Annotated in this window: 21 protein-coding genes, 2 tRNA genes and 1 pseudogene; 8 read left to right on the top strand and 16 right to left on the bottom strand. The window is 52.3% G+C overall.

All coding sequences use genetic code 11. The features are described 5' to 3' along the window. Positions 1–46: 46 nt before the first annotated feature. Both VA597_RS07035 and VA597_RS07030 read left to right on the top strand, forming a co-directional pair. Positions 47–1387 (top strand): CCA tRNA nucleotidyltransferase, encoded by a 1341-nt coding sequence (locus tag VA597_RS07035; RefSeq protein ID WP_128742071.1) that lies wholly within the window; start codon positions 47–49, stop codon positions 1385–1387. After that, on the top strand, positions 1387–1932 hold the full coding sequence (locus tag VA597_RS07030; protein ID WP_128742070.1) for a DNA-deoxyinosine glycosylase: 546 nt from the start codon (positions 1387–1389) through the stop codon (positions 1930–1932). Before VA597_RS07035 ends, VA597_RS07030 begins: the two co-directional genes overlap by 1 nt. Here VA597_RS07030 and sigE read toward each other — a convergent pair. Both sigE and VA597_RS07020 read right to left on the bottom strand, forming a co-directional pair. Beyond that, complete coding sequence (sigE, locus tag VA597_RS07025) at positions 1892–2614, bottom strand: RNA polymerase sporulation sigma factor SigE (protein ID WP_442861479.1); 723 nt, start codon at positions 2612–2614, stop codon at positions 1892–1894. The genes VA597_RS07030 and sigE overlap by 41 nt on opposite strands. A 65-nt stretch (positions 2615–2679) precedes the next feature. Next, complete coding sequence (locus tag VA597_RS07020) at positions 2680–3504, bottom strand: sigma-E processing peptidase SpoIIGA (RefSeq protein ID WP_128742068.1); 825 nt, start codon at positions 3502–3504, stop codon at positions 2680–2682. Positions 3505–3797: 293 nt separating this feature from the next. Between VA597_RS07020 and VA597_RS07015 the strand changes: the two genes are divergently transcribed. Together VA597_RS07015 and VA597_RS07010 are read left to right on the top strand one after the other, a co-directional pair. Continuing rightward, positions 3798–3874 (top strand) — tRNA-Asp (locus VA597_RS07015). Between the two features lie 2 nt (positions 3875–3876). Continuing rightward, positions 3877–3952: transfer RNA gene (locus VA597_RS07010), tRNA-Thr, on the top strand. 648 nt (positions 3953–4600) lie between these two features. On the opposite strand, the gene VA597_RS07005 is transcribed toward VA597_RS07010, so the two are convergent. The 6 genes from VA597_RS07005 to larA all read right to left on the bottom strand — a co-directional run bounded on the left by VA597_RS07005 (position 4601) and on the right by larA (position 11355). After that, a complete protein-coding gene (locus VA597_RS07005; protein ID WP_128742067.1) occupies positions 4601–5299 on the bottom strand; it encodes a FadR/GntR family transcriptional regulator in 699 nt (232 codons plus the stop codon). A gap of 256 nt (positions 5300–5555) precedes the next feature. Continuing rightward, on the bottom strand, positions 5556–6698 hold the full coding sequence (locus VA597_RS07000) for an acyl-CoA dehydrogenase (RefSeq protein ID WP_128742066.1): 1143 nt from the start codon (positions 6696–6698) through the stop codon (positions 5556–5558). Positions 6699–6751: 53 nt separating this feature from the next. Beyond that, complete coding sequence (locus tag VA597_RS06995) at positions 6752–7756, bottom strand: electron transfer flavoprotein subunit alpha/FixB family protein (RefSeq protein ID WP_128742065.1); 1005 nt, start codon at positions 7754–7756, stop codon at positions 6752–6754. Positions 7757–7772: 16 nt separating this feature from the next. Next, complete coding sequence (locus VA597_RS06990) at positions 7773–8579, bottom strand: electron transfer flavoprotein subunit beta/FixA family protein (protein WP_128742064.1); 807 nt, start codon at positions 8577–8579, stop codon at positions 7773–7775. A 32-nt stretch (positions 8580–8611) separates the two neighbouring features. Continuing rightward, positions 8612–10033, bottom strand: a complete 1422-nt coding sequence (locus VA597_RS06985; protein ID WP_128742063.1) for an FAD-binding oxidoreductase — start codon at positions 10031–10033, stop codon at positions 8612–8614. Positions 10034–10080: 47 nt separating this feature from the next. Continuing rightward, entirely contained in the window at positions 10081–11355 is a 1275-nt protein-coding gene (gene larA, locus VA597_RS06980; protein WP_128742062.1) for a nickel-dependent lactate racemase, read from the bottom strand. Positions 11356–12387: 1032 nt separating this feature from the next. Between larA and VA597_RS06975 the strand changes: the two genes are divergently transcribed. Together VA597_RS06975 and VA597_RS06970 are read left to right on the top strand one after the other, a co-directional pair. Then, positions 12388–13344: a D-alanine--D-alanine ligase family protein gene (locus tag VA597_RS06975; RefSeq protein WP_243112649.1), complete on the top strand. Its 957-nt coding sequence runs from the start codon at positions 12388–12390 to the stop codon at positions 13342–13344. Then, on the top strand, positions 13341–14456 hold the full coding sequence (locus VA597_RS06970) for a KamA family radical SAM protein (RefSeq protein ID WP_326975673.1): 1116 nt from the start codon (positions 13341–13343) through the stop codon (positions 14454–14456). Before VA597_RS06975 ends, VA597_RS06970 begins: the two co-directional genes overlap by 4 nt. A 128-nt stretch (positions 14457–14584) precedes the next feature. On the opposite strand, the gene VA597_RS06965 is transcribed toward VA597_RS06970, so the two are convergent. Next, positions 14585–14986, bottom strand: a complete 402-nt coding sequence (locus VA597_RS06965) for a DUF2500 domain-containing protein (protein ID WP_128742059.1) — start codon at positions 14984–14986, stop codon at positions 14585–14587. 326 nt (positions 14987–15312) lie between these two features. Between VA597_RS06965 and VA597_RS06960 the strand changes: the two genes are divergently transcribed. Both VA597_RS06960 and VA597_RS06955 read left to right on the top strand, forming a co-directional pair. Further along, complete coding sequence (locus tag VA597_RS06960; protein ID WP_128742058.1) at positions 15313–15744, top strand: DMT family transporter; 432 nt, start codon at positions 15313–15315, stop codon at positions 15742–15744. 66 nt (positions 15745–15810) lie between these two features. Then, positions 15811–16017: a hypothetical protein gene (locus VA597_RS06955; RefSeq protein WP_326975589.1), complete on the top strand. Its 207-nt coding sequence runs from the start codon at positions 15811–15813 to the stop codon at positions 16015–16017. Positions 16018–16023: 6 nt separating this feature from the next. On the opposite strand, the pseudogene VA597_RS06950 reads toward VA597_RS06955, so the two are convergent. The 7 genes and pseudogenes from VA597_RS06950 to VA597_RS06920 form a co-directional block, all read right to left on the bottom strand. Next, a pseudogene (locus tag VA597_RS06950) lies at positions 16024–16729 on the bottom strand (ABC transporter ATP-binding protein). Further along, positions 16722–17495 carry an ABC transporter ATP-binding protein gene (locus tag VA597_RS06945; protein ID WP_128742055.1) on the bottom strand — a complete coding sequence of 258 codons (774 nt, stop codon included), beginning with the start codon at positions 17493–17495 and terminating at the stop codon, positions 16722–16724. The pseudogene VA597_RS06950 and the gene VA597_RS06945 overlap by 8 nt, the downstream one beginning before the upstream one ends. Then, entirely contained in the window at positions 17482–18429 is a 948-nt protein-coding gene (locus tag VA597_RS06940; RefSeq protein WP_326975588.1) for a branched-chain amino acid ABC transporter permease, read from the bottom strand. Before VA597_RS06940 ends, VA597_RS06945 begins: the two co-directional genes overlap by 14 nt. A gap of 21 nt (positions 18430–18450) precedes the next feature. Further along, positions 18451–19326: a branched-chain amino acid ABC transporter permease gene (locus tag VA597_RS06935; protein ID WP_128744243.1), complete on the bottom strand. Its 876-nt coding sequence runs from the start codon at positions 19324–19326 to the stop codon at positions 18451–18453. Between the two features lie 116 nt (positions 19327–19442). Next, a complete protein-coding gene (locus VA597_RS06930) occupies positions 19443–20651 on the bottom strand; it encodes an ABC transporter substrate-binding protein (protein ID WP_326975587.1) in 1209 nt (402 codons plus the stop codon). 341 nt (positions 20652–20992) lie between these two features. Further along, complete coding sequence (locus VA597_RS06925; protein WP_205703206.1) at positions 20993–21544, bottom strand: hypothetical protein; 552 nt, start codon at positions 21542–21544, stop codon at positions 20993–20995. A 15-nt stretch (positions 21545–21559) separates the two neighbouring features. Further along, entirely contained in the window at positions 21560–22006 is a 447-nt protein-coding gene (locus VA597_RS06920) for a cell wall hydrolase (protein WP_128742052.1), read from the bottom strand. Between the last annotated feature and the right edge of the window lie 46 nt (positions 22007–22052).

Here is a 22052-nt window from a genome sequence, read left to right as displayed (position 1 = left end):
TTTTCGTGATTTTCGACAGAATTTGATTGAAAAGCGAGGAATCAGCATGATTGTTAAAATACCGCCTCCTGTCGATTCCATCCTGCAAATTATGACCCAAAACGGATTCGACGCCTGCGTCGTCGGGGGCTGCGTGAGAGACAGTCTGCTCCAAAAAGAACCTTCGGACTGGGACGTTGCCACCTCGGCCCTGCCTGAGGAAGTTATGAAAACCCTCGAGTGTTTTCCCATGATTCAATCAGGGCTCAAACACGGCACGCTGACAGTACTCAGCAGCGGAATGCCCATTGAAGTGACTACGTACCGGATTGACGGGGTTTACACGGACGGAAGGAGGCCGGACGCAGTCACCTTTACCCGACGGCTGCAGGAGGACCTTTCCCGCCGGGATTTCACCATCAACGCCATGGCTTGCCGCAGGACCGGTGAACTGGTGGATGAATTCGGCGGGCAGGACGACCTGCGGCTGAAAACGGTCCGATGCGTTGGGGACCCGGATCTGAGGTTCCGGGAGGATGGTCTCCGGATTCTGCGCGCCCTGCGTTTCGCCTCGGTCCTTGATTTTTCCATCGACCGAAAGACGGCCGACAGCCTTATCGAAAACCGCGCCATGCTGGACGGTGTCGCACGGGAGCGCATCGCCTCCGAATTCACAAAGCTCCTCTGCGGAACGGGTGCCGAACGGGTTCTGCGGGAATACCGGGAAGTGGCCGCACAGTTTATTCCCGAAATCCGGGCTTCCTTCGGCTTTTCCCAGAATAATCCGCATCACTGTTACGACGTGTGGGAGCATACGCTGAAAAGCGTGGCTTCCATTCCCCCCGATCCCATACTGCGCCTGACCATGTTTCTGCACGACCTTGGAAAACCCCTCTGCTATTCGGAGGATCAAAACGGAACCGGCCACTTTTACGGCCACCCGGAGAAAAGCGCGGAACTGGCAGAACTCATTTTAAAACGCCTGCGATACAGCCGGAAAACGATCGGCACCGTGGCACTCCTTGTCCGGCAGCATGACCTGTCTCTTCCAGACAGGGAGAAGGTGCTCCGCCGCCGGCTGAATCTGTTGGGAGAAGAAAATCTTCGGCGGCTGATTGAGGTGCGCGCGGCGGACACGCGGGCCAAAAGCGCGGAGGACCAAAAAAGGCTGCCATTGCTTGACAAGACGAAAGAAGCGCTCGAACACATGCTGCAGGAGAAACAGTGTTTTACCCTGCTTGATCTTGCCGTGAACGGCAGCGACCTGATGGAAGCCGGGATTCCGCAGGGCCGTGAAGTGGGCCGCCTGCTTTCGCTGCTGCTGGACGCGGTCATCGACGGAACATGCCCAAACCGGCGGGAAGAACTTCTGGCATATGCCAGGGAAAAAAGAAAGGAGTACCGCTGATGGAACGCATCGTTCATCCGCTGAAACCGGTCTGCGACGAAAACTCCCGTGTCCTGGTGCTGGGCACAATGCCTTCCCCGAAATCCCGGGAAGCCGGCTTCTATTATTCCCACCCGCAGAACCGGTTCTGGCGCATCATCGCCGACCTGTACGGACTGCCGGTCCCAAAAACGAACGACGAAAAAAAGGCGGTTCTGCTTTCCAGCAGAATCGCCCTCTGGGATGTATTGAAGAGCTGCGTGATCGAAGGAGCGGACGACGGCAGCATTCGGGAACCGGTTGCGAACGACATCGCCGCCCTGCTCGCTCATACAGATATCCATACCGTCTTTACAACCGGAACAAAGGCCGCCGCCCTTTACCGTCGGCTTTGCCTGAAAAAGACCGGGCTGCCCGCCGTGGAACTGCCCTCCACCAGCCCCGCCAACTGCCGGTTTTACAGCTACGAGGGGCTGCTTCAGGCTTACCAGATTCTGCGGGAAGCAGCCCTCTCTCCGGTTCCGCTCAACTCACCCGCTCCAAGTCCTTTCGGAGCCGTTCGATGATTCTCTTTTCCAGACGGGATATGTAGGATTGTGAAATACCGAGCGTATCGGCTACTTCCTTCTGTGTATGCTCCCTGCTGTTGTTCAGGCCGAACCGAAGCTGCATGATTTCCTTTTCGCGCGGGGCCAAACGGGAAACCGCGCTGCGCAAAAGATCGCGCTCCACCTCCTCCTCGATGTTCATGTTGACCGCGTTCTGATCGCTGCCCAGGATGTCGGAAAGGAGCAGTTCGTTGCCGTCCCAATCCACATTGAGAGGATCGTCGATGGAAATTTCGTTTTTCAGCTGAGAAGTTTTCCGCAGATACATCAGGATTTCATTCTCAATACAGCGGGAAGCGTAGGTGGCCAGCTTGATGTTTCGTTCCGGGCAAAAGGTGTTGACCGCTTTAATCAGGCCGATCGTTCCAATGGAAATCAGGTCCTCCACGCTTGCACTCGAGGACTCAAATTTCTTCGCAATGTAGACGACCAGCCTCAGATTATGCGTAATCAGCGGTTCGCGCGCGTTAGGAACATGATTCATGATATTATTCATGACTTTTTCTTCCTCCTGCTTGGTTAAAGGCGGAGGAAGCGTTTCCGGTCCGTTGATGTAATGGACCTGTCCGCACAGCCGCAGCCGGTGAAACAGCAGCAGCAGTCTGTTGTACCATTCCCTAATTCGCCGATTCATGCTCATTTCCACTCATTCCCTTTTGCCGCTGCCGTCTGCGGCTTTATACATGCGTCCGTCTACGGCCGGATTTAGCCGGACGTTTTTTGCAGCAAGTCCGGATTCAGCAAGGCATCGAATTCCCCTAGCCTGTTCTTGGTAACCGCGATAAAAACTTTTTGGGTAGTCAGTTTCTTTTTCCCCATGCAGATCGTCATGCGGTCCGGACGAAAGGATTCCAGAAGTCCGCCCCCTGAAATCGCATCAAAGGGGATCAGCCGGAAATTCAGGCCGTCCTTGGGCGGAATCATCCCCTCGACCACCGGTTCATAAACCACCGCGACCGGATCGCCCGAAAACGGCTCTCTCAATGAATTGCCCGTATCCACCCGCGCGGTACAGACACTCGTCTTTCCGCCGCATTCGATGGTAATGCGGCAATTTAAATTCTTCGGCATTTGCCGGCCCGTAATACGTTGAAACAGGACAATGGCACCGTAACACACAACGGTCAGCACGATCAGGGCCAGGGGAGAAATATTGAAATACACCACTGAATTGCGGATCATCAAACCCTGAGGGGCGAAAAAATACCAAAGCACAAGCATGAATCCCGCAAAAGCAAAACTGGTCAAATAAAACGCTGCCGTTTCACGGATCAGTTCCCGCAGTCCCTTGTATCCATAGGCCGCCGTTACAATCGTCAGGGACATGAAAAGCTTCATCAGCAGTGATAAAACCGGAGGAATCTCCGGCAGAAGAATCGTCAGGGAATACACCGCCCCCAGCAAGGCGGCCAATATCAGCCGTTTCGGTTTTCCATTCAAGGAAAGGAACTTTGCAACACAGAGCAGCAACAAATAATTAATGAACAGGTTGACGCCGACCAGGACGTCTATGTATACAGTCTGCTTCAATGGCTCCTCCCCCTGTCGGATTGAAACTTATTATAGCCCTCCCCTGTCCGCCGTTTCTGTCAAATCTTGTTTCGAATTCTGATATTATAATTTTATCTTTTACGGCCTGCATAATGCGCAGCACAAAATTTTTATTTCCCGATTCACACAAATCATCCACATATTGATCGATCATGATATTCCCTATTCAATTCGCACAACATATTGCTGTTTTTATGTAAAAAATATGAGTTGACAATTTCCGAACGTTTCAGTATAATAACATACGTTGCCATTGATTCGGCATTCAGTTTGGCTCGGTAGTTCAGCTGGTTAGAACGCTAGCCTGTCACGCTAGAGGTCGTCGGTTCGATCCCGATCCGAGTCGCCAATGCTGCTATGGCTCAGTTGGCAGAGCACTTCCTTGGTAAGGAAGAGGTCACGCGTTCGAATCGCGTTAGCAGCTCCATAAAAAATCCGTGTGTCAGGATGGTAATCCTGCACACGGATTTTTATATTTTTTCAGTTCCGTTGCACAACCACGCGCCATCCCCCGCTCTCTTTCGGAAGCAACGGATATTCTCATACAATTCTCAAGAATTTTTCTTTAGAAATTCATATTAGGCCGTTATCATAAGACGCGTGCTATGAGCTTGGGAGGTGAAATACGGCAACGAGACAGATCGGACTGCGGCTCCATCCTTCGGATCGGAGCCGCATTTTACACTAAATTTGCAATAAAACACAGCAAGACTGCCTCCACTTGCACCGAACGCATTCCCCGGGCCAATATTGACAGGCCCCGCCCCAGCTGCATACTATAAGCTTAGAAGAAGGGGGTGAGAAGATGTCATGCTGCTCCAATAACAATAATAACAGTAACAGCAATAGCTGCAACTCTTCCAACAGCGCTTGTGTGCTGAAGGACATTATCGACAGTCTTGACGATTTAAATACACAGGATCTGTGCATCCTGCGCGACCTCATTAGCCGGATTCTGAGCTGCCGCTCTTAAGATACGAAAGCAGGGGTGCCTGGTTAAAAACCGGCGCCCCTGCCCTTTTAAAATATCTTTGGCGGACTGCGCAATCTCTCGTAAAAAACAACTCATGAGATGCTATGAACGTTCGATCGCCGCGTCGACAATTTCAAAATGGTACTGAATTGCTCGAATCGCGTTTTTTTCATCATGGTGGCTTAAAGCATTTACCAATTCTTCATGCGCTGAATACAATTTCTCCGCCTGTTCCTCGTTCAGCACAATACGGCCGTACATAGTGCTGATAAAATTGTTGATTGTAGTAATCATGGCCATGAAGAGAGCATAGATCAACTTATTGCCAGCCGCTTCGCAGAGAAGCGTATGAAATTCCTGGTCAAGCAAAGAGCCTTTTTCCGCATTTGGTTCCTCGCGAATCCGATGAGCCAAGTCCGCAAGCTTGGATATTTGCCGGGGCAGAATACGGCTGGCAGCCAGGCGAGCCGTTTCCGACTCTATGCCCCTGCGCAATTGGCTGACCTGCAAATAATTGGTTTCGCCCATCATCAGCATCATTCTCAGCGTTTCACTCAAGTTTTGTTCCAAGTCGCATGAAACAAAATTTCCGACCCCGTGTACGCTGGAGATGAATCCCATCAGGTTCAGGGTACGTATCGCCTCGCGAACGGAGTTTCGGCTTACACCAAGCATTTCAGCCAGATCCCGTTCAGATGGCAGACGTTCCCCACATTTAAGGTTTCCGAGCCAGATTTCATGCCGAATATAGTTAACTACCCGTTCATAGGCTTTTGTGCTTTTCTCTGGTTTTTCGCACATAAAAATTTCTCCTTACAGGAAGCTGCTCTGCTTGCTATTTAGATCGATTTCTTTGCAATCGCTCTGAACATTCTGCAATTTCAACAATAACTATTCCGGAATTATTTCAAAATATTTTTCAAGCTGTCGCCGCTTTTTGAAACCTCCCTGCTTACCGGTTCACATATCCCCCTGCATTTTTGATATACAATAAACCGCCGACTGGAATCCAGACGGCGGTTCATCGTTAGTATGGACAAAAAAGGGAGTAATCTATTTATTTAACACCCATCCAACCAGAGATAACCATACGCTGCACTTCGCTGGTGCCTTCATAAATCTCGGTAATCTTGGCGTCGCGCATCATACGCTCAAACGGATATTCACGAGTGTAACCGTAGCCACCAACCAACTGCAGGCAACGGCGGGTCACGTCACTGGCTGTACCGGCGGCAAAAAGCTTTGCCATTGCGGCAAGATGAGAATACGGATCCCCATCCTGTTTGGCCTGCGCCGCACGATAAGTCAACATACGGGCCGCGTCAACCGCCGTCTGCATATTGGCCATTTCAAACTGTGTATTCTGGAACTGGCTGATGCGTTTGCCAAACTGGATGCGCTGGGAAATATAAGGAATTGTCTGGTCAATGCAGCCCTGCGCAATGCCGACAGCCTGTGCGGCAATGCCGATACGGCCGCCGTCCAGCGTCGTCATAGCAACTTTGAAGCCCTTGCCCACTTCGCCCAGGAGGTTCTCTTTCGGGACCATGCAGTCCTCAAAAACCAACTCGCAGGTATTGGAGCCACGGATGCCCATTTTTTTCTCATGTGAGCCGATGCGGAAGCCGGGGAAGTCCTTCTCAACAATAAAGGCGGAAATTCCATGGGTGCCCTGGCTCTTATCCGTCATGGCGAACACAACATAGATGGTCGCATAGTCCGCGTTGGTAATAAAAATCTTGGAACCGTTGAGAAGCCAATGATCGCCTTTATCTTCGGCAACCGTGCGCTGCATAGCTGAATCGGTGCCCGCACCGGGTTCAGTCAAAGCAAAGGCGCCCAGCCTTTCTCCGGAGCACAAAACGGAAAGATATTTTTCCTTCTGGGCATCTGTGCCATATGCAGAAATCGGCCAAGTGCACAGAGAGGAATGCGCCGAGAACATGGTCCCCGTTGTTGCGCAATGTTTGGAAATTTCTTCGACAGCGGCAATGTAGGAAAGATAACTCATGCCTGCACCGCCGACTTCTTCCGGATAAGCCATTCCCATCATGCCCATGTCGGCCAGCGCATGCCAAGTCTCTTCCGGGAAACGCTCCTGCTCGTCAATTTCCGCAGCCAACGGCGCAACCGACTTTACGCAGAAATCATGCAGCATGTTCAGGATATCCTGCTCTTCATCTGTAAATTTAAAATTCATGTGAAAAACTCAACTCCTTTTTCGTACATATTTCGTAGTATGTAGTATATAGATCAGGCTTTCGCTTTTTTAATTTCAGCGGTCAATGCTGGCAATACTTCAAACAGATTGCCCACAAAACCATAGTCCGCGACGCCGAAAATCGGGGCCTCGAAATCCTTATTGATCGCGACGATTACATCGGACGAACTCATGCCGGCCAGATGCTGAATCGCGCCGGAAATACCACACGCAACGTAAAGTTTCGGCCCGACGGTTTTGCCGGTCTGACCGACCTGATGGGAATGGCTGATCCATCCTGCATCCACTGCGGCACGGGACGCACCGACCGTAGCGCCCAGCACGTCCGCCAGCTCGCGGATAACGCCAAACCCTTCCGGACCGCCGACACCGCGGCCGCCGGAAACGATAATGTCCGCGCCCTCAAGATCGACAATCTCTCCGGCCGCTTCCTGTATCGTTTTCAGCAAAGTGGTCCGAATCTGAGCCGCAGGCACATGGAAATCCTCAGAGATCACCTCTGCCCTGCCTGTGCAGGCATCCGGTTTCTTGAAGACGCCGGGACGGACCGTGCCGAGCTGCGGGCGGTGATCCGGGCAAAGGATAACGGCCATCAGGTTGCCGCCAAACGCGGGGCGGGTCCAGGCAATGTTGCCGCTGGCTTCGTCAATATCCAGTCCCGTGCAATCGGCGGTCAGGCCGGTGCCAAGGCGGCAGGACAGGCGCGGACCGAGGTCACGGCCATTCGGGGTCGCCCCGATCAGCATGCTCGTCGGCGCGTATTTTTCAAGCAGGTGCGCAAGGGCATTGACATAGGCGTCCGTTGTGTAGCGCTGATATTCCTCGCCGTCCACCACGATGATCTGATCTGCTCCGTGAGCGTTCGCATCCTTCACGGCAGCATCCGTCTGATAGCCGATCACAACAGATACCAGTCTGCCGCCCTGTTTGTCAGCCAGGCGGCGGCCGGGATTCAACAATTCAATGCCAACATTTTTCGCGGTGCCGTCTTCCTTTGTTTCACACAGCACCCACAAATCTTTTGTCTTACTTTCCATTTCCGATGCCTCTCTTTCAAATCACGTGCGCTTTGTTCAGCAGCTCATAAAGCTTATGAGCAGACGCTTCGGCGGTGTCTTCTTTGATCATAACTCCGGCTTCTTTGCGCGGTGGAACATAGGTGCGTTTCACTTTTGTCGGCGAACCTTTCAGTCCGGCGTGAGCCAAATCGATGTTCGTCAGTTCCGCTGCGGTGAGATGAGTGATTTCGGCTTTACGTGCCGCCATCTTGCGCTTGATCGTGGGAAAACGGGGATCAAAGGAAGGTTTAGTAAAAGTGATCACGCAAGGTGTCTTCACTCCGATTACTTCCTTATTGTCTTCCGCTTCACGGTATACATGAAGGCCGTCTTCCGCAGACTTTACTTCCAGCGCGTACGTGACCTGCGGATAACCCAAGTGTTCCGCCATTTCCGGGCCTACCTGAGCGGTATCGCCGTCTATAGCCTGTTTGCCGCAAAAGATTGCATCGAATTTTTTGCCTTCCAGTTCTTCAACTTTCGCGATTGCCTTGCTCAGGATATAGCTGGTAGCAAGCGTATCGGAACCGCCAAATGCCCTATCCGTTACCAAGTAGGCTTTGTCAGCCGCAATGGCCAGACACTCGCGCAGCGCATTTTCCGCCTGCTGCGGACCCATAGAGAGAACCACGATTCTCGTGTCCGGCGCGTCGTCCTTAATTCGTGCGGCCGCTTCCAGGGCGTAGCCGTCAAATGGGTTAACAATGCTTGGCACGCCGTCGCGTACCAGGGTGTTGGTAACCGGATCGATCTTAATTTCAGTTGTGTCCGGTACCTGCTTGACACATACCAGAATATCCATATCTCTACTCCTTTACATACTTTTGTCTATCCTTAAAGATTCATGCAAACCTTGCCGGGGTTCAGAATCAGTTTCGGATCGAATACCTTCTTAATACCACGCATCAGTTCCATGTTCACCGGACCCAATGCCTGCTCCAGGAAATGGACTTTGCCAAAGCCAATGCCATGCTCACCGGAAATCTGGCCGCCGAATTCCATTGTTTTCTTGTAAATGGCACTCAGGAACTCTTCGACCTGCTTCTCGAATTCTTCTTTCTCCATATCTACGGAGCATTCATAAATATGTAGGTTGCCGTCGCCGGCGTGACCAAAGTACTTTACCTCAAAATCGTAGTTCTGCTTGATCTCGTTGACGTACTCGACATAAGGGGCGATCTTGTTTACCGGCACGACCACGTCGCACTCGTCCAACAGTTTGGTCTGCTCTTCGATGCCTTCGAGGAAGGAAGAACGGGCCGCCCAGATATCCTTCAGCTTCGGCGCCGTGTCCGCCACCAGAACGTCCATCGCGCCTTCTTCCACCAGCATCTCGGACGCGCGTTCCACAACATCGTTGAGCTCATCCATGGAGTCGCCGTCAAAGGTGACCAGCAGATAAGCGCCGACGTCCGTGCCGTCAATCTTGCGGGGGAAGACCTGCTTGCCCAGATACTCTTCGGAGGAAATCAGGATTTCTCTCTCAAAGAACTCCAGAGCCTGCGGGCGGAAATGCTGCATAAAGAACTTCGGCACGGTGGAAATGCAGGAATTCAGATCCTCAAACGGAGCCATCAGGCTGACTGTGGCCTGCGGAGCCGGAACGAGCTTTAAGGTGAGTTCCGTGATAATGCCCAGCGTGCCCTCCGAGCCGATCATCAGGTCCTTCAAGCTGTAGCCGGAGCTCGTCTTGGAAACAGTGGCGCCGAACCGGACGATTTCTCCGGATGGGAGCACGACCGTCATGGCGCGGACATAATCGCGGGTACAGCCGTACTTCACCGCGCGCATGCCGCCGGCATTGGTGGAAACATTGCCGCCCAGGGTTGCCATTTTCTCGCCCGGATCCGGCGGATACAAACAGCCGTGTGTCAGTGCGTCTTCGGCCAGCTGCTGAAGCAGTACGCCGGGCTGTACCGTAACCGCGAAGTTCTCCAGGTCGTAGGACAAAATCTTGTTCATGCGCATGGTGCAGATCACCACGCCGCCGCAAACCGGGGTGCAGCCGCCTACCAGGCCGGTGCCGGCGCCGCGCGTCGTGACGGGAATGTTGTGCTCATAGCAAATCTTCATGATGGCAGCAACTTCTTCCGTGCTCTGCACGTCAATGGAGACATCCGGCATATGGGTCCCATAAATCGGCATTTCATCGCGAGAGTAATCGGGGTTGACATCTGCTCCTGTTACAACGTGACCAGGCGCCGCCTTCTCCAGTTCAGCAATAATTTCGGGTGTTACCGGATTATAATTCGCCATGATAAATCCTCCCTAAATTAATTAAAATATTTTAAAAGCTGCCAGACTTATTCGCGCACCATAACAGAAATGCCATTGGGAATTGCAACCAGATGGGCATCCGCGCCCTTTATGCGGCGGGCTTCTTCCAAAGCGGCGTCAACGTCGGGGGCCCACGCCATCTTCATTTCCTCAATCGTCCTGCGCTGGGCAGGATCCGTGACGAAAATGACGTGATGTTTGCACAAAACGCGGCACAGAATCTGGAATTCCCACTGATCGGGTTTTGTCTTATCCTGCGGAGTTGCGAGGATCTCTTCCGTCAGCTGCTGCGGAGACGAGCAGTCCCGGAGCGCATGGTAAAAGCTTTCGCCGCCATGGCCATCGCTGCAGGAGCTGACCATGATGAGCACTGCGCCCGGCGCGGCTGCGGCTTCCGCCGCGGTGAGGCCTTTCACGCTCTGATAAATGTTCTGATCCAGAGGATACCCGCCGTTGCTGGAAATAACAATGTCGCCCCGCTGTTTTGGCTGCACCTGACAATACTTCAGCAGTAAATCGCAGCCCTGCCGATGAGCCGTAACAGGATCGCCCGCAAAAGCAGCCACAACTTTTTTGTTTTCGTCGATAATCACATTAACGATATAAGCCAAGTGTGCCATTTTTGCAGCGGCAAGCATGTCTTCATGCAGCGGGTTGCCGTCCAGCACGCCGGTGCGTGCATAAGGAGAATCAATAAACTTGGAGCAGTGGTTGCCCAGAACGGTCACCTGATCGCAGACGCCCGGCAAAATGCTCTTGCGCCCGCCGGAGAAGCCCGCAAAAAAGTGCGGTTCAATGAACCCTTCGGCAACCAGCAGGTCGGCTTCGACCGCGGTCTTGTCGAGCACGCATGCCGCGCCGGAAGGAAGCACCCCCACCTGGACGTTGGTCGACGCGTCGCGGCTGTTATGTATCACGATCTTTTCCCGGTCCACGATTTCCTGGCCAACCTTGGCCACCAGCTCTTCCCTCGTAGAGGGGCGGTGAAAGCCCGTAGCCACCAACAGCGTAACGGCGATCTTGGGGTTGCCCTCACGAAGCTCCGCCAGCATGAAAGGAAGAATGTGCTTGCTTGGAACAGGGCGCGTATGGTCGCTGATAATAATCGTACAGGTCTTTTTGCCAACGGCAAGGTCCCGCAGCCGGGGGGAATCAATCGGGTGAGCCATGGCGGCCAGCACCAAGCCGTCCTCCGTATCGGTCGCCTTCAGGTCCCCTACATGTGATTCCAGAATTTCCGCATCGCTCAGATCTGCGTGCAAAGGCATGCCGGATTTGCCAAAAGGAATAGTAATAGACATGATAGCACCTCCGCTTCAATTTCATTGCGTCCCCAAATTGCACAGTATCAACGATGGAAATTGCTTGAAAATTGGTCGGTCCACTCACAGCTACTTACTATCCTACCACAATTTTTCTCAAATACAATGCCAAAGGAAACGGTTCTACCTTTCTGATAAAATTATGCATTGAATTTTGTGAAACCTACCAAAATATGATTCTCATCCAAATGATATCTATGCTTTATGACTATGATGGTCTGTCAGACTATCATTTTTTTGAGAGGCAACCGTCTGTTCTCACCGAGAGCTTGAGCCAATTACATTTCACAAATTGGCGGGCCGTTTTCTCAGAAGTGGTAGAGCCAAAAAAAACAAGCTGTGGAAAACGTAGCCTGAACTGAAAATTTTTTGGGGTTAAGAGGCACTGGATTCCGTAATATTCCATTCCTGTCTGACTTCAGCGCCGATTTTTCGGCTGGTGACAGCGCATCGCAAGCCGGCAGACGCCCGGCCTCATGGCTGGCCCGGACTCCTGCATACTGCCGCCGTCTCAGCGCCGCACTTTCCTGCCGGCGGATAATATGCGTCCGCTCTGAATGGATTTACCTGAGACATAAATATTATGCTCCTATTAGCACGTGCTTGTCAACCAAAAATTAGGCAAAATGTTAAAAATATAACAAAAAATACGATTTGAAGGATGATCCCGGTTCATTGTCCGCATGATGCAATTCAAACGCTGCGGCCGCTCCCTGTCGGAATGCTCCATTCGGGTGATCGGCTTCGCGATTCATCGCAATCGGCAGGCTCAAACGCCTAATTTGGAAATATGCTTCCATAATGTCCCAACCGTGCAAAATCGGCGGTTTTTCACGATTTCATTTTCAATTGATTTTGCTATAATGAAGCAAGCAAAAGGAACGGTGGCTCTGTCAAAATTTACGACTGGAAACGAGAGTGTTTAGAATGGAAAATGACAGCTTCCCTCCCCCGTTGAAAATTGGAATTGCTTATAATCTGAAGAAAGGCTCCGCATCAGGAGCAGAAGACATGGAGGCGGAATTTGATTCGCTTGAAACAATCAAAGCCATTCAGAAGGTCTTTCAGTCTGCGGGCGCCGGCGCGGAGCTTTTAGAAGCCGACTCCTATTTCGTCCAAAAGGTGAAAGCGGCCAATGTCGACCTTGTTTTTAACATCGCGGAAGGCACTCAGGGAAGAGGCAGGGAAGCACAGGTCCCTGCTATTTTGAATTTTCTGGGAATTCCCTTTTCCGGCTCGGACGAAACGACGCTGGCAATTTCTCTGGACAAAGCGCTCGCCAAACGCTACCTTTCGACCTTCCGGATCAAGACCCCCGCCTATCAGTATTTAAAAACTCCAAATTTTCACCGGGACGAAGCCCTGCGGTTCCCGCTGATCGTCAAACCGGATTCGGAGGGTTCCGGCAAAGGGATCACCGATCTTGCGGTCGTTTATGACGAATCGCAGCTAAACTGCGTTCTCTCAAAAAATTTCAGTCTTTACGAAGAACCCATGCTTTTAGAGGAATACATACCGGGGCGCGAATTTACGGTGGGCATTCTGGGGAACGGAGCCAGTACCACCGTATTTGAGCCAATGGAAATCTGTTATCTTCATGCGGATGGGAAAGAACGGATTTACAGTTATAAAGCAAAGGTAAACTATAAGCAGTATGTTACGTACCGCTGTCCGCCCGATCTGGACACACAGCTGAACGAACGGATGAAGCAGACGGCCAGGGACATCTACGACGCTTTGGAATGCAGGGATTTTTCACGGATCGATTTCCGTCTCTCCGACGACGGAACCCTTTATTTCATCGAGATCAATCCTCTGCCGGGCCTCGCGCCGGGCTACAGTGATTACCCCATGCTGGCCGAGTACTGCGGAATGGACTATCGGACTCTGATCCTGAGCGTGCTGAACTGCGCGCTGACGCGATACGGGATGGAGCCCCTCGCACTGAATCGAGGGGACCTTCAATAAATACATATCACAATGAAAAACCAGGGGCCGGAATTTCGTCTGTCCAGTGGAACGATTGGACCTGGCAGATGCGGAACCGGATTACAACCTCCGAACAGCTTGCAAAAGTTCTCCCGCTTTCCGGGCAGGAACAGGAGGAAATTGAAAAATGCCTCTGCCGGTTCCGCATGGCGATTACCCCTTATTACGCTTCCCTGATCGATCCGAACCAGCCGGACTGCCCCATAAAAAAGCAGTCGGTCCCTTCCATCCGTGAACTGCACGTGGAGCCGTGCGACAGGCTTGACCCGCTGTGCGAGGATCAGTATTCCCCCGCAAACGGTCTGGTGCACCGATACCCTGACCGGGTGCTGTTCGTGCTGACGCACAAATGCTCCATGTACTGCCGGCACTGCACCCGGCGCAGGATGGTCGGCTGCGAAGACTTTTCGCTTGGGGAGGAGGATCTGGAACAGGCATTTCGATACATCGAACGCCACACGGAAGTACGGGATGTTCTTCTGTCAGGCGGCGATCCCCTCATTCTGCCCGACGACCGGCTGGAAAAGGTCATCCGAAGGCTGAGGAGCATTCCCCATGTGGAAATCATCCGGATCGGCACGCGGACGCCCGTGGTGCTGCCGATGCGCATCACGGACCATTTGCTTGAGATGCTGAAAAAATATCAGCCGATCTGGATCAACACGCACTTTAACCATCCGGACGAGATCACTCCCGATTCGGCGCGCGCCTGTGCGAAGATCGTGGACGCCGGCATCCCTCTCGGCAATCAGAGCGTGTTGCTCCGGGGTGTGAACAACGACCGGGATACACTGGTCCGGCTGTTTACGGAACTGGTTCAGATCCGCGTCCGCCCCTACTATTTATATCAGTGCGATCTTTCAAGCGGCATCAGCCATTTCCGGACGCCGGTTTCGGAAGGCATTGAACTGATGAAGCAGATCCGCGGTTTCATATCCGGCTTCGCGGTCCCGGAATTCGTCATCGATCTGCCCGGCGGAGGAGGAAAAACGCCCGCCTCGCTCGATTATATCGTTCATATGGACGACCGAGGAGCCGTCCTGCGGAATTTCGAGGGGAAACAATACGCTTACCCGAATCCCTTGAACTGACGCGCGCATTTGCCGCCCGTCCCGGCGGAATTTCTGCCCGTCCCGGAAAAAGCCCGAAGCGAGCGCCTCAAACAGGCCTGCCGCTTTGGGCTTTTTTTGATTTTTTCCGTCAAAAAGGCACGGCTCCGTTAGGTTTTGTCGCGCTCGAACCCCAGATAACGCGTCCCCTGAAAAGTCAGCTTTCCAGCATCCTGTTCCACCAGCATCCCATATTCCGCATCCCGCACTCTGAATTCCATCCGGTCTCCGCTGGCGACTTCAAACGTAACATAATAAGCGGTCGACGACATACGCTGAAGGTGGTCATTCGCACCGGACTGATCAAAATTCCTTACATCCATACGCTTTGTCACCACAGCTGCATCAACCGTAAGGACGGGAGACTGATTGTTTTTTCTCCACTGCTTCGCTCCCTGCGCCGATTTTACAATAATCAGCCCAAATACAATTACAAAGCCCGCAACAACCATGATTGGAACAATATTGAACATGATGCCGCTGATTCCGCCATCAAAGGATGAAAATCCCATCTACGCTCCCCTTCCTGAATTTCCCGGCTTCCCGAACCATCTTTTCTTCGCCCGCCAGCTTCTCTGCAATACGCCGCGGCAAGCCGGCAGATGCTGCTTTTTTAACATTATATTCTTTGCGTCCAATGCTGTCAAACCCCGCAGCCGCAGCCACCGAGGATACTGTCCCCCGCGTGCCCCGGAGACGCAAAAATCTCAATAATCGGATGCTTAACAAGAAAGGATGTTCTTCCCGTGATAAAATCCGGCCCTCCCAACGGGAGAGCGGGTATGCCGCGATCGATTCAGGAAAGGATAACATTAAAATCGTCAGAGGAGGTTCTCAATTGCTGGCTGTTCTTTTCAGCATTCTGGCGGGCGCCGCAATGAGCGTGCAGGGTGTGATGAACACCCGCGTGAGCGACCGCATCGGGCTTTACGAATCCAACGCTCTCGTGCAGGGCGTGGCGTTTCTTTTGTCCATCCTTGCCCTTCTGTTCCTCGGCAAGGGAAATTTCGCGGAGCTGGGCGGCGTAAATAAGATTTATCTGCTGGGCGGATTTCTGGGTATCGTCATCACTGTCACCGTCATGCTGGCCATCAAGGGCCTGGGGCCGACCGTCGCGATCTCCGTGATCCTGATTTCCCAGCTTGTCGTCGCCGCTCTGATCGACGGCTGCGGACTGTTTGACACGGACCGCATCCCGTTCTGCTGGCAAAAATTCGCAGGAGTTGCCCTGATGATCGGCGGCGTTTTGCTGTTTAAGTGGAAAAACTGAAGCTCAGGTTTTCGCCGTCGGATAAATGCATTCTCCCTGCAAAGATCATTTTTGCAAACAGAATCGATGGAAAGGATGGTGCCTTACATGTATTCCTATCAAAAAACCGAACCCGGCCAATGGTCTGTCGGCAGCTTTTCCGAAGACGGCAAATGGCAGTCCGAAAGCGTATGGTATACGCCGGAAGAGGCTGCCGAACGCGCCCACTGGCTGAACGGCGGAAAAAGGCCGGCCACGGATGACGACGAAGCTACTTCAAACGGGCAAAGATAACCGCCCTCAGCCTCCCAGATAGGCCTGCTTCACGGAGCTGTCCTGCATCAGGTCGGCGGCCCTGCCCTCCAGAACAATGCTGCCCGTCTCGATGACATAGGCGCGGTTTGCAATGGAAAGCGCCATATTCGCATTCTGCTCCACCAAAAGGATCGTAGTGCCGGAGCCGTTGATCTCTTTGATAATATTGAAAATCTCCTGAACAATAATCGGCGCCAATCCCCATGGAAGGTTCGTCCATCAGGAGAATTTTGGGCCTGGCCATTAAAGCCCTGCCCATGGCAAGCATCTGCTGTTCCCCGCCGCTCAGCGTTCCGCCGCGCTGTTTCATTCGCTCCTTCAGCCGCGGAAATTTATCGAATACCATGTCAAAGTCTTTTTTGATACCGTTCTTGTCCTTCCGGCAATAAGCCCCAAGCTGCAGGTTTTCCAGCACCGTAAGGTTGGAAAAGATCCTGCGGCCTTCCGGCACGTGGGAAATCCCCATATAGGGAATCTGATAGGCCGGTCGGCCGTTCAGCGCCTTATCTTCAAATGTGATCGTGCCGCCCGCGACGGGCACAAGTCCCGAAATGGCGCGGAGGGTGGAGGTTTTTCCGGCGCCGTTGGCGCCGATCAGCGTGACGATTTCCCCCTCATCCACTTCGATATTGACATCCCTTAAAGCATGGATCGCATCATAATATACGTTCAGGTCCTGAATCCTAAGCATCGGCGACCTCCTCCCCCAGATAGGCCTCTATCACTTTTTTATTGGTCTTGATTTCATTTGGAGGACCCTGCGCGATAATTTTCCCGTAATCCAGCACGACAATATTTTCGCAAACCCCCATGACAAGTTTCATGTCGTGCTCGATCAGAAGAATGGCAATTCTGAACTCCTTGCGGATCCATCGGATCAGTTCCATCAGGCTCTGCGTCTCCTGCGGATTCATCCCGGCCGCGGGCTCATCCAGCAGCAACAGCTTCGGCTGAGCCGCGAGCGCGCGGGCAATTTCAAGCCTCCTCTGCTGGCCGTAAGGCAGGTTGCAGGCCTTTTCGTTCTTTACATCCAGCAGCCCGAAAATTTTCAGAAGGTCGAGCGATTTTCTTTCGATGATCTCTTCCTGCCGAAAGAAGGAAGGAAGGCGCAAAATCGACGAAAGCAGCGAATAATCCGCCTGATAAGCATAAGATATTTTAATGTTATCCAGAACGCTCAGATTCTTCATCAGCCGGATATTCTGAAACGTTCTGGAGATTTTCTTCTTAGTGATCTGATGCGGCCGGATCCCTTGAATGCTTTCCCCGTTAAAAATAATTTTTCCGGCCGAAGGAGCATAAACACCCGTCAGCATATTAAAGATGGTGGTCTTTCCCGCGCCGTTAGGGCCGATTAAGCCGAACAGATCGTTTTCCTCCATTGAAAGGGAAAAATCCGAAACCGCCGTAAGCCCCCCGAATTGTATCGTAATATTTTCAATGTCAAGCAGCGGCATGATCTTTGCTCCCCTCCCCCGGCCCGTCAGAACTGGGCTTTCTGTGCAATAGCCCCGCAACGCGTACATTCTTGACCCTCAAAATCATAATAACGATCAGCAGCAGCGGATAAATAACCATTCTGAGATCGCTCAGGAAACGAAGGACCTCCGGCAGAAGCGTCAGAATGCTTGTGGAAACAATGCAGCCCGCAAAGCCGCCGGTTCCTCCGAGGACAACATAAATGACGAAATCGATGGACCGCAGAAAGTTAAAGCTGTTTGGATCAATAAACATCATCAGAAACGCATACAGCCCTCCCGCGAAACCGGCAAAAAACGCGCCGGCCGTGAACGCCATGATCTTGTATTTCGTCGTGTCGATCCCCATGGCCTCAGCCGCAATCTCATCCTCTCTGACGGAAATCATCGCGCGCCCCTGGTTCGCGTGAACGATATTATAAAGGATGGCAATTGTTGCTATCATGGAGAAGAACACCCACGCGAACGTCGTCTTGGGAGGAATTCCCGCGAGGCCCTGCGCCCCGCCGAAGGCATCGATGTTCTGAATCGCTACGACTACGATCTGGCAAAAACCGAGCGTCGTAATGGCGAGATAGTCCCCTTTCAGCCGGAGGGTTGGCAGCCCGATCAGAAAACCAAAAATCGCTGCGACCACGCTTCCGCAGAGCAAGGCGAGGAAAAACGGCATTCCGGTCTTCATCTGGATGAAGGCGGAGGAATAAGCGCCGATTGCAAGAAAGGCGGAATGCCCGAGCGTAAGCTGACCGGTGTAATCGATGATGAGATTGGTGCTCAGAGCCAGAATGACATTGATGCAGATCATCATCAGAATCTGCTTGTAATAAGCGTTAATCACATCCATCCGTATTAAAAGGGATAAAACACCAAACAAAACCAGGGAAGCAGCCAGGAAGACGGCACTTCGCTTCAAATAGGGTTTCAAACCGGCCACCTACACTTTCTCTTTTACCGTCTTGCCGAGAAGGCCGGACGGCTTGATGATGAGGATCACAATCAGGATCACGAACGCAACGGCGCCGGAAATTTTGGAGTTGATCGCCGCCATGAAGGTTTCCACCACCCCGAGAATGATTCCGCCGACAAAAGCGCCTGGAATCAGCCCGATTCCGCCGAGCACCGCAGCGACAAACGACTTGATGCCGGGCATCATTCCCATGTAGGGGTCAAGACTGGAATACAGGATCGCAACCAGCATTCCCGCCGCGCCGGCAAGCGCCGAGCCGATTGCGAAAGTCATGGAAATCGTGGTGTTGACATTGATCCCCATCAGCGCCGCCGCATCCTTATCCAGAGAGGTAGCCCGCATGGCTTTTCCCATCTTCGTGCGATTGACAAAAAGATTCAGAAGAATCAGCAGAAGCAGCGAAATCCCCAGGATGATCAGATGCAGCGCGTCCGAGCGGATCGGGCCGAACATCACCGTTTGCTGCTTCAGAATATAACCCGGATATGTTCTCGGGTTTCCGCCGAACAGGGCGTTAAAGCCGTTTTCAAGCAAAAGGGAAACGCCGATCGCCGTAACGAGCAGATTGATATTCGTCGTTTTTCTCAGAGGCTTGTAAGCGACCCTCTCTATGATAACGCCCAAAAGCGCCGAACCGAACATGGCAATCAGCAAAGTCGGAACAAACGGAAGACGCGCATAGGTGGCCGCAAAAAATCCTATGTATGCCCCTACCATATAAATATCGCAGTGCGCGAAGTTGATCAGGCCGATGATTCCGTATACCATTGTATAACCGAGCGCGATCAGTGCGTAAACGCTTCCCAAAGATACGCCGTTGATCAGTTGCTGCAGAAACGAAATCAGAGTCAATTGTTTTCCCCCCTAGTTAGAGTGATGCGCTTCTTGAAGAATCAGGAGCATACTCCCCTTTCCGGGGAGTATGCTCTGACCTGGATCGATACAGCCGCAACGGAAGGTTAAGGCTCAACCTTGGTGTAGAAGGTTTCCTTGCCGCCGTCCGTCTTGATGATGACCGCCGATTTGACTGCGTCGCGGCTTTCATTGAACTTGATATGGCCGGAAACGACGGTGCCGTCATAGGCTTTGAGCGCTCCCTGGATCGCCGCCGCATCCGTGGAGCCGGCCTTTTGGATGGACTGGATCAGGACCTTGCCCGCGTCGTAGTTCAGGGCAGCCATGGCGTCCGGAACCTCATTGCTGTACTTTGCCTTGAATTCCTTGATGAACTGGACCACCTCATCCGCCGTATCGTCCGGAGAATAGTGGTTGGAGAAATAAGCCCCGTCGACCGCGTCGCCGCCGATGGAGAACAGGTCCGCGGAATCCCAGCCGTCGCCGCCGAGGAAGGTCGCCCTGATGCCCGCGCTGCGAGCCTGTTTCGCAATCACCGCGACCGTGGAGTAATAATCCGGCAGGAACATCACGTCTGGATTTTTCGCCGCGATGTTGGTCAGCTGGGCATTAAAGTCCTTGTCGCCGGTCAGATAGGTTTCAGAACCGACGACCTTGCCGCCGGCCGCTTCAAAGCTTTTCTGGAAATTTTTCGCAAGGCCCTTGGAATAGTCGTTGCCGTTGTCGTACAGCATCGCGGCGGTTTTCGCTTTCAGGTCCGTGCTGGCAAGTTTCGCGACAACCTGGCCCTGGAACGGATCGATAAAGCAGGTGCGGAAAATGAAATCGCCGACCTGCGTCACCGCCTCATTCGTGCCGGTGCCGGTCACCATCGGAACTTTGTACTGCTGGCAGATCGGCGCAAGAGATAAGCAACAGTTGCTGGTCAGGGGACCGACGATGGCAACGACCTTGTCGCTGTTGATCAGCTTCTGCCCGACGGTTACTGCGGTGGCCGGTTTCCCCTCGTCGTCGGAAAAAATGAACTTTACGTTCTGCCCGCCGATTCCGCCCGAACTGTTGACCTGCTCCTCCAGAAGCTGAAGCCCTTTCTGGCCGGACTGGCCGAATGCCGCAACGGAGCCGGTCAGCGGAAGGACCACGCCGATTTTAATTTCGCCGGATGCGGCGGCGCTGCCCGTGCCGGACGATTCCGCGGCGGCGGACGGCGCCGCCGAGCCCGCCGCGGAGGAGCCGCCCGATCCGGACTGGCATCCGGTCAGGGAAGCGATCATCGCAGCGCTCAATGCAAGTGCAATTAGCCTTTTGTTCATAACACGACCTCCTGATTTTTGAATATAAAACAAGGGCGTCTAAAACTCAGCACGAAAATGCATTGTTTAAACGCCCTTGTTAAAGCCAATTTATTTAATTTTTTAAGGAGCCATCGAAAATTTTGCTTCTTCTCTTTTCTTTATCATACACGATTTTTTCTAGTTGTCAATTCCATATGATAAAAAATTTAATATAATTAAGTATTTATATTGATTGCGTTAAATAATTAAAGTGAATTTTTTATTTTTGATTATGCAAATTTTCTCAAAGTCATACAATGCGTTTCTTTGTCTATAGCAAAAATCGGGCTTTCTGAATGGAAGGCCCGATTTCATAATGGTCAATAAAAGATCGTCACAAATTTGATATTAAAGAAATCGCAGGTCAGGATATCGTCCGTCGATGCTTCGCGGAGCAGAATATAGTTTGCTCCCACCCCGATCAGCAAGCCCGACTTATCGGTAAACGTATTTGTGCCGATCAGAAACTCGACCCGCACTCTTCTTCCGATTTGCGTTCTCAAAAAGCCGTTCAGGAATTCAAGGCTGTCCGCCGTCATCGGCGCGGGCTGCGACGTGTCCGTGATGGGCATCAGCTGAGCGGTAGCCGGAGTTCCCTGAGCCGCAGGAGCTGACGTCTGACCCGACATGTCGGTGCCGAGCGCCATGCTCTGAATTCCGGGCTGCTGCACCGCCGACGGGATGACGTTCATCGGCATGCCTCCCGAAAGGCTCCCACTTTGCTGGGCGCTCCCCATGGACGAGGAATCCGACTTTGTATATCCGGGCATCTGTAAGGTCATTGCATTATTGTACATGCCCGCCTGCTGACAGGGTACGCAGGGGCCGGGCATCGAATAGTTTGCGCTAAAACCAGGAATCTGTTGATTCATTTGTTTTCACCTCTTTTATGTTTTTGCGTACTTTTGAGTCGGTGCGTAAAAGCAATGATGGTTGATCCTCGTGTAAATAATGCCGACTCCGCCAGGCGGAAAATAGCTGGCACACGTAGGATTGTACGGATTATAATAAAAAAGAGAATTTCCGACGCCGTTGAACGTATTGTTGGCAAGCGCCCAGTCCGCTATTTCATAATGAATTTCTTCCGGATCCATATTATAAACGTTTTGAGTGTTATAGGCTCCGCCAACGCTCGTCTTCATGCAGGTAAACTGACCGGGCTGTTCCATAATCGCCCGGATGTCTCCCCCATTGCTGATACGGAAAAACTCTCCGTACGGGACGTTTCTGCGGTTCACAAGGATGGAAGCCATGCCGTACATTCCATTGTCTCCCTCACCGCCGGCTTCGCATTGGATCAGTCTTGCAAGCAATTCTTTATCATTATATGGCATAATAATCCCCATTTCTTTTTTCGCATTGATTTATTATCATAATATG

The sequence above is a fragment of the Caproicibacter sp. BJN0012 genome (assembly GCF_035986805.1).
Lineage (GTDB): Bacteria > Bacillota > Clostridia > Oscillospirales > Acutalibacteraceae > Caproicibacter.
This window is presented reverse-complemented; position numbering and strand designations above follow the sequence as displayed.

What these genes read in the sequence shown, in the direction of transcription:
- VA597_RS06990 (WP_128742064.1), bottom strand. Translation starts at nt 8,579, where the DNA reads ATGGATATTCTGGTATGTGTCAAGCAGGTACCGGACACAACTGAAATT.
- VA597_RS06925 (WP_205703206.1), bottom strand. Translation starts at nt 21,544, where the DNA reads ATGAATCAACAGATTCCTGGTTTTAGCGCAAACTATTCGATGCCCGGC.
- VA597_RS07035 (WP_128742071.1), top strand. Translation starts at nt 47, where the DNA reads ATGATTGTTAAAATACCGCCTCCTGTCGATTCCATCCTGCAAATTATG.
- VA597_RS07005 (WP_128742067.1), bottom strand. Translation starts at nt 5,299, where the DNA reads ATGTGCGAAAAACCAGAGAAAAGCACAAAAGCCTATGAACGGGTAGTT.
- VA597_RS06955 (WP_326975589.1), top strand. Translation starts at nt 15,811, where the DNA reads ATGGAAAGGATGGTGCCTTACATGTATTCCTATCAAAAAACCGAACCC.
- VA597_RS06975 (WP_243112649.1), top strand. Translation starts at nt 12,388, where the DNA reads ATGGAGGCGGAATTTGATTCGCTTGAAACAATCAAAGCCATTCAGAAG.
- VA597_RS07030 (WP_128742070.1), top strand. Translation starts at nt 1,387, where the DNA reads ATGGAACGCATCGTTCATCCGCTGAAACCGGTCTGCGACGAAAACTCC.
- VA597_RS06995 (WP_128742065.1), bottom strand. Translation starts at nt 7,756, where the DNA reads ATGGAAAGTAAGACAAAAGATTTGTGGGTGCTGTGTGAAACAAAGGAA.
- VA597_RS06920 (WP_128742052.1), bottom strand. Translation starts at nt 22,006, where the DNA reads ATGCCATATAATGATAAAGAATTGCTTGCAAGACTGATCCAATGCGAA.
- sigE (WP_442861479.1), bottom strand. Translation starts at nt 2,614, where the DNA reads ATGAGCATGAATCGGCGAATTAGGGAATGGTACAACAGACTGCTGCTG.
- VA597_RS06985 (WP_128742063.1), bottom strand. Translation starts at nt 10,033, where the DNA reads ATGGCGAATTATAATCCGGTAACACCCGAAATTATTGCTGAACTGGAG.
- VA597_RS07000 (WP_128742066.1), bottom strand. Translation starts at nt 6,698, where the DNA reads ATGAATTTTAAATTTACAGATGAAGAGCAGGATATCCTGAACATGCTG.
- VA597_RS06930 (WP_326975587.1), bottom strand. Translation starts at nt 20,651, where the DNA reads ATGAACAAAAGGCTAATTGCACTTGCATTGAGCGCTGCGATGATCGCT.
- VA597_RS06965 (WP_128742059.1), bottom strand. Translation starts at nt 14,986, where the DNA reads ATGGGATTTTCATCCTTTGATGGCGGAATCAGCGGCATCATGTTCAAT.
- VA597_RS06945 (WP_128742055.1), bottom strand. Translation starts at nt 17,495, where the DNA reads ATGCCGCTGCTTGACATTGAAAATATTACGATACAATTCGGGGGGCTT.
- larA (WP_128742062.1), bottom strand. Translation starts at nt 11,355, where the DNA reads ATGTCTATTACTATTCCTTTTGGCAAATCCGGCATGCCTTTGCACGCA.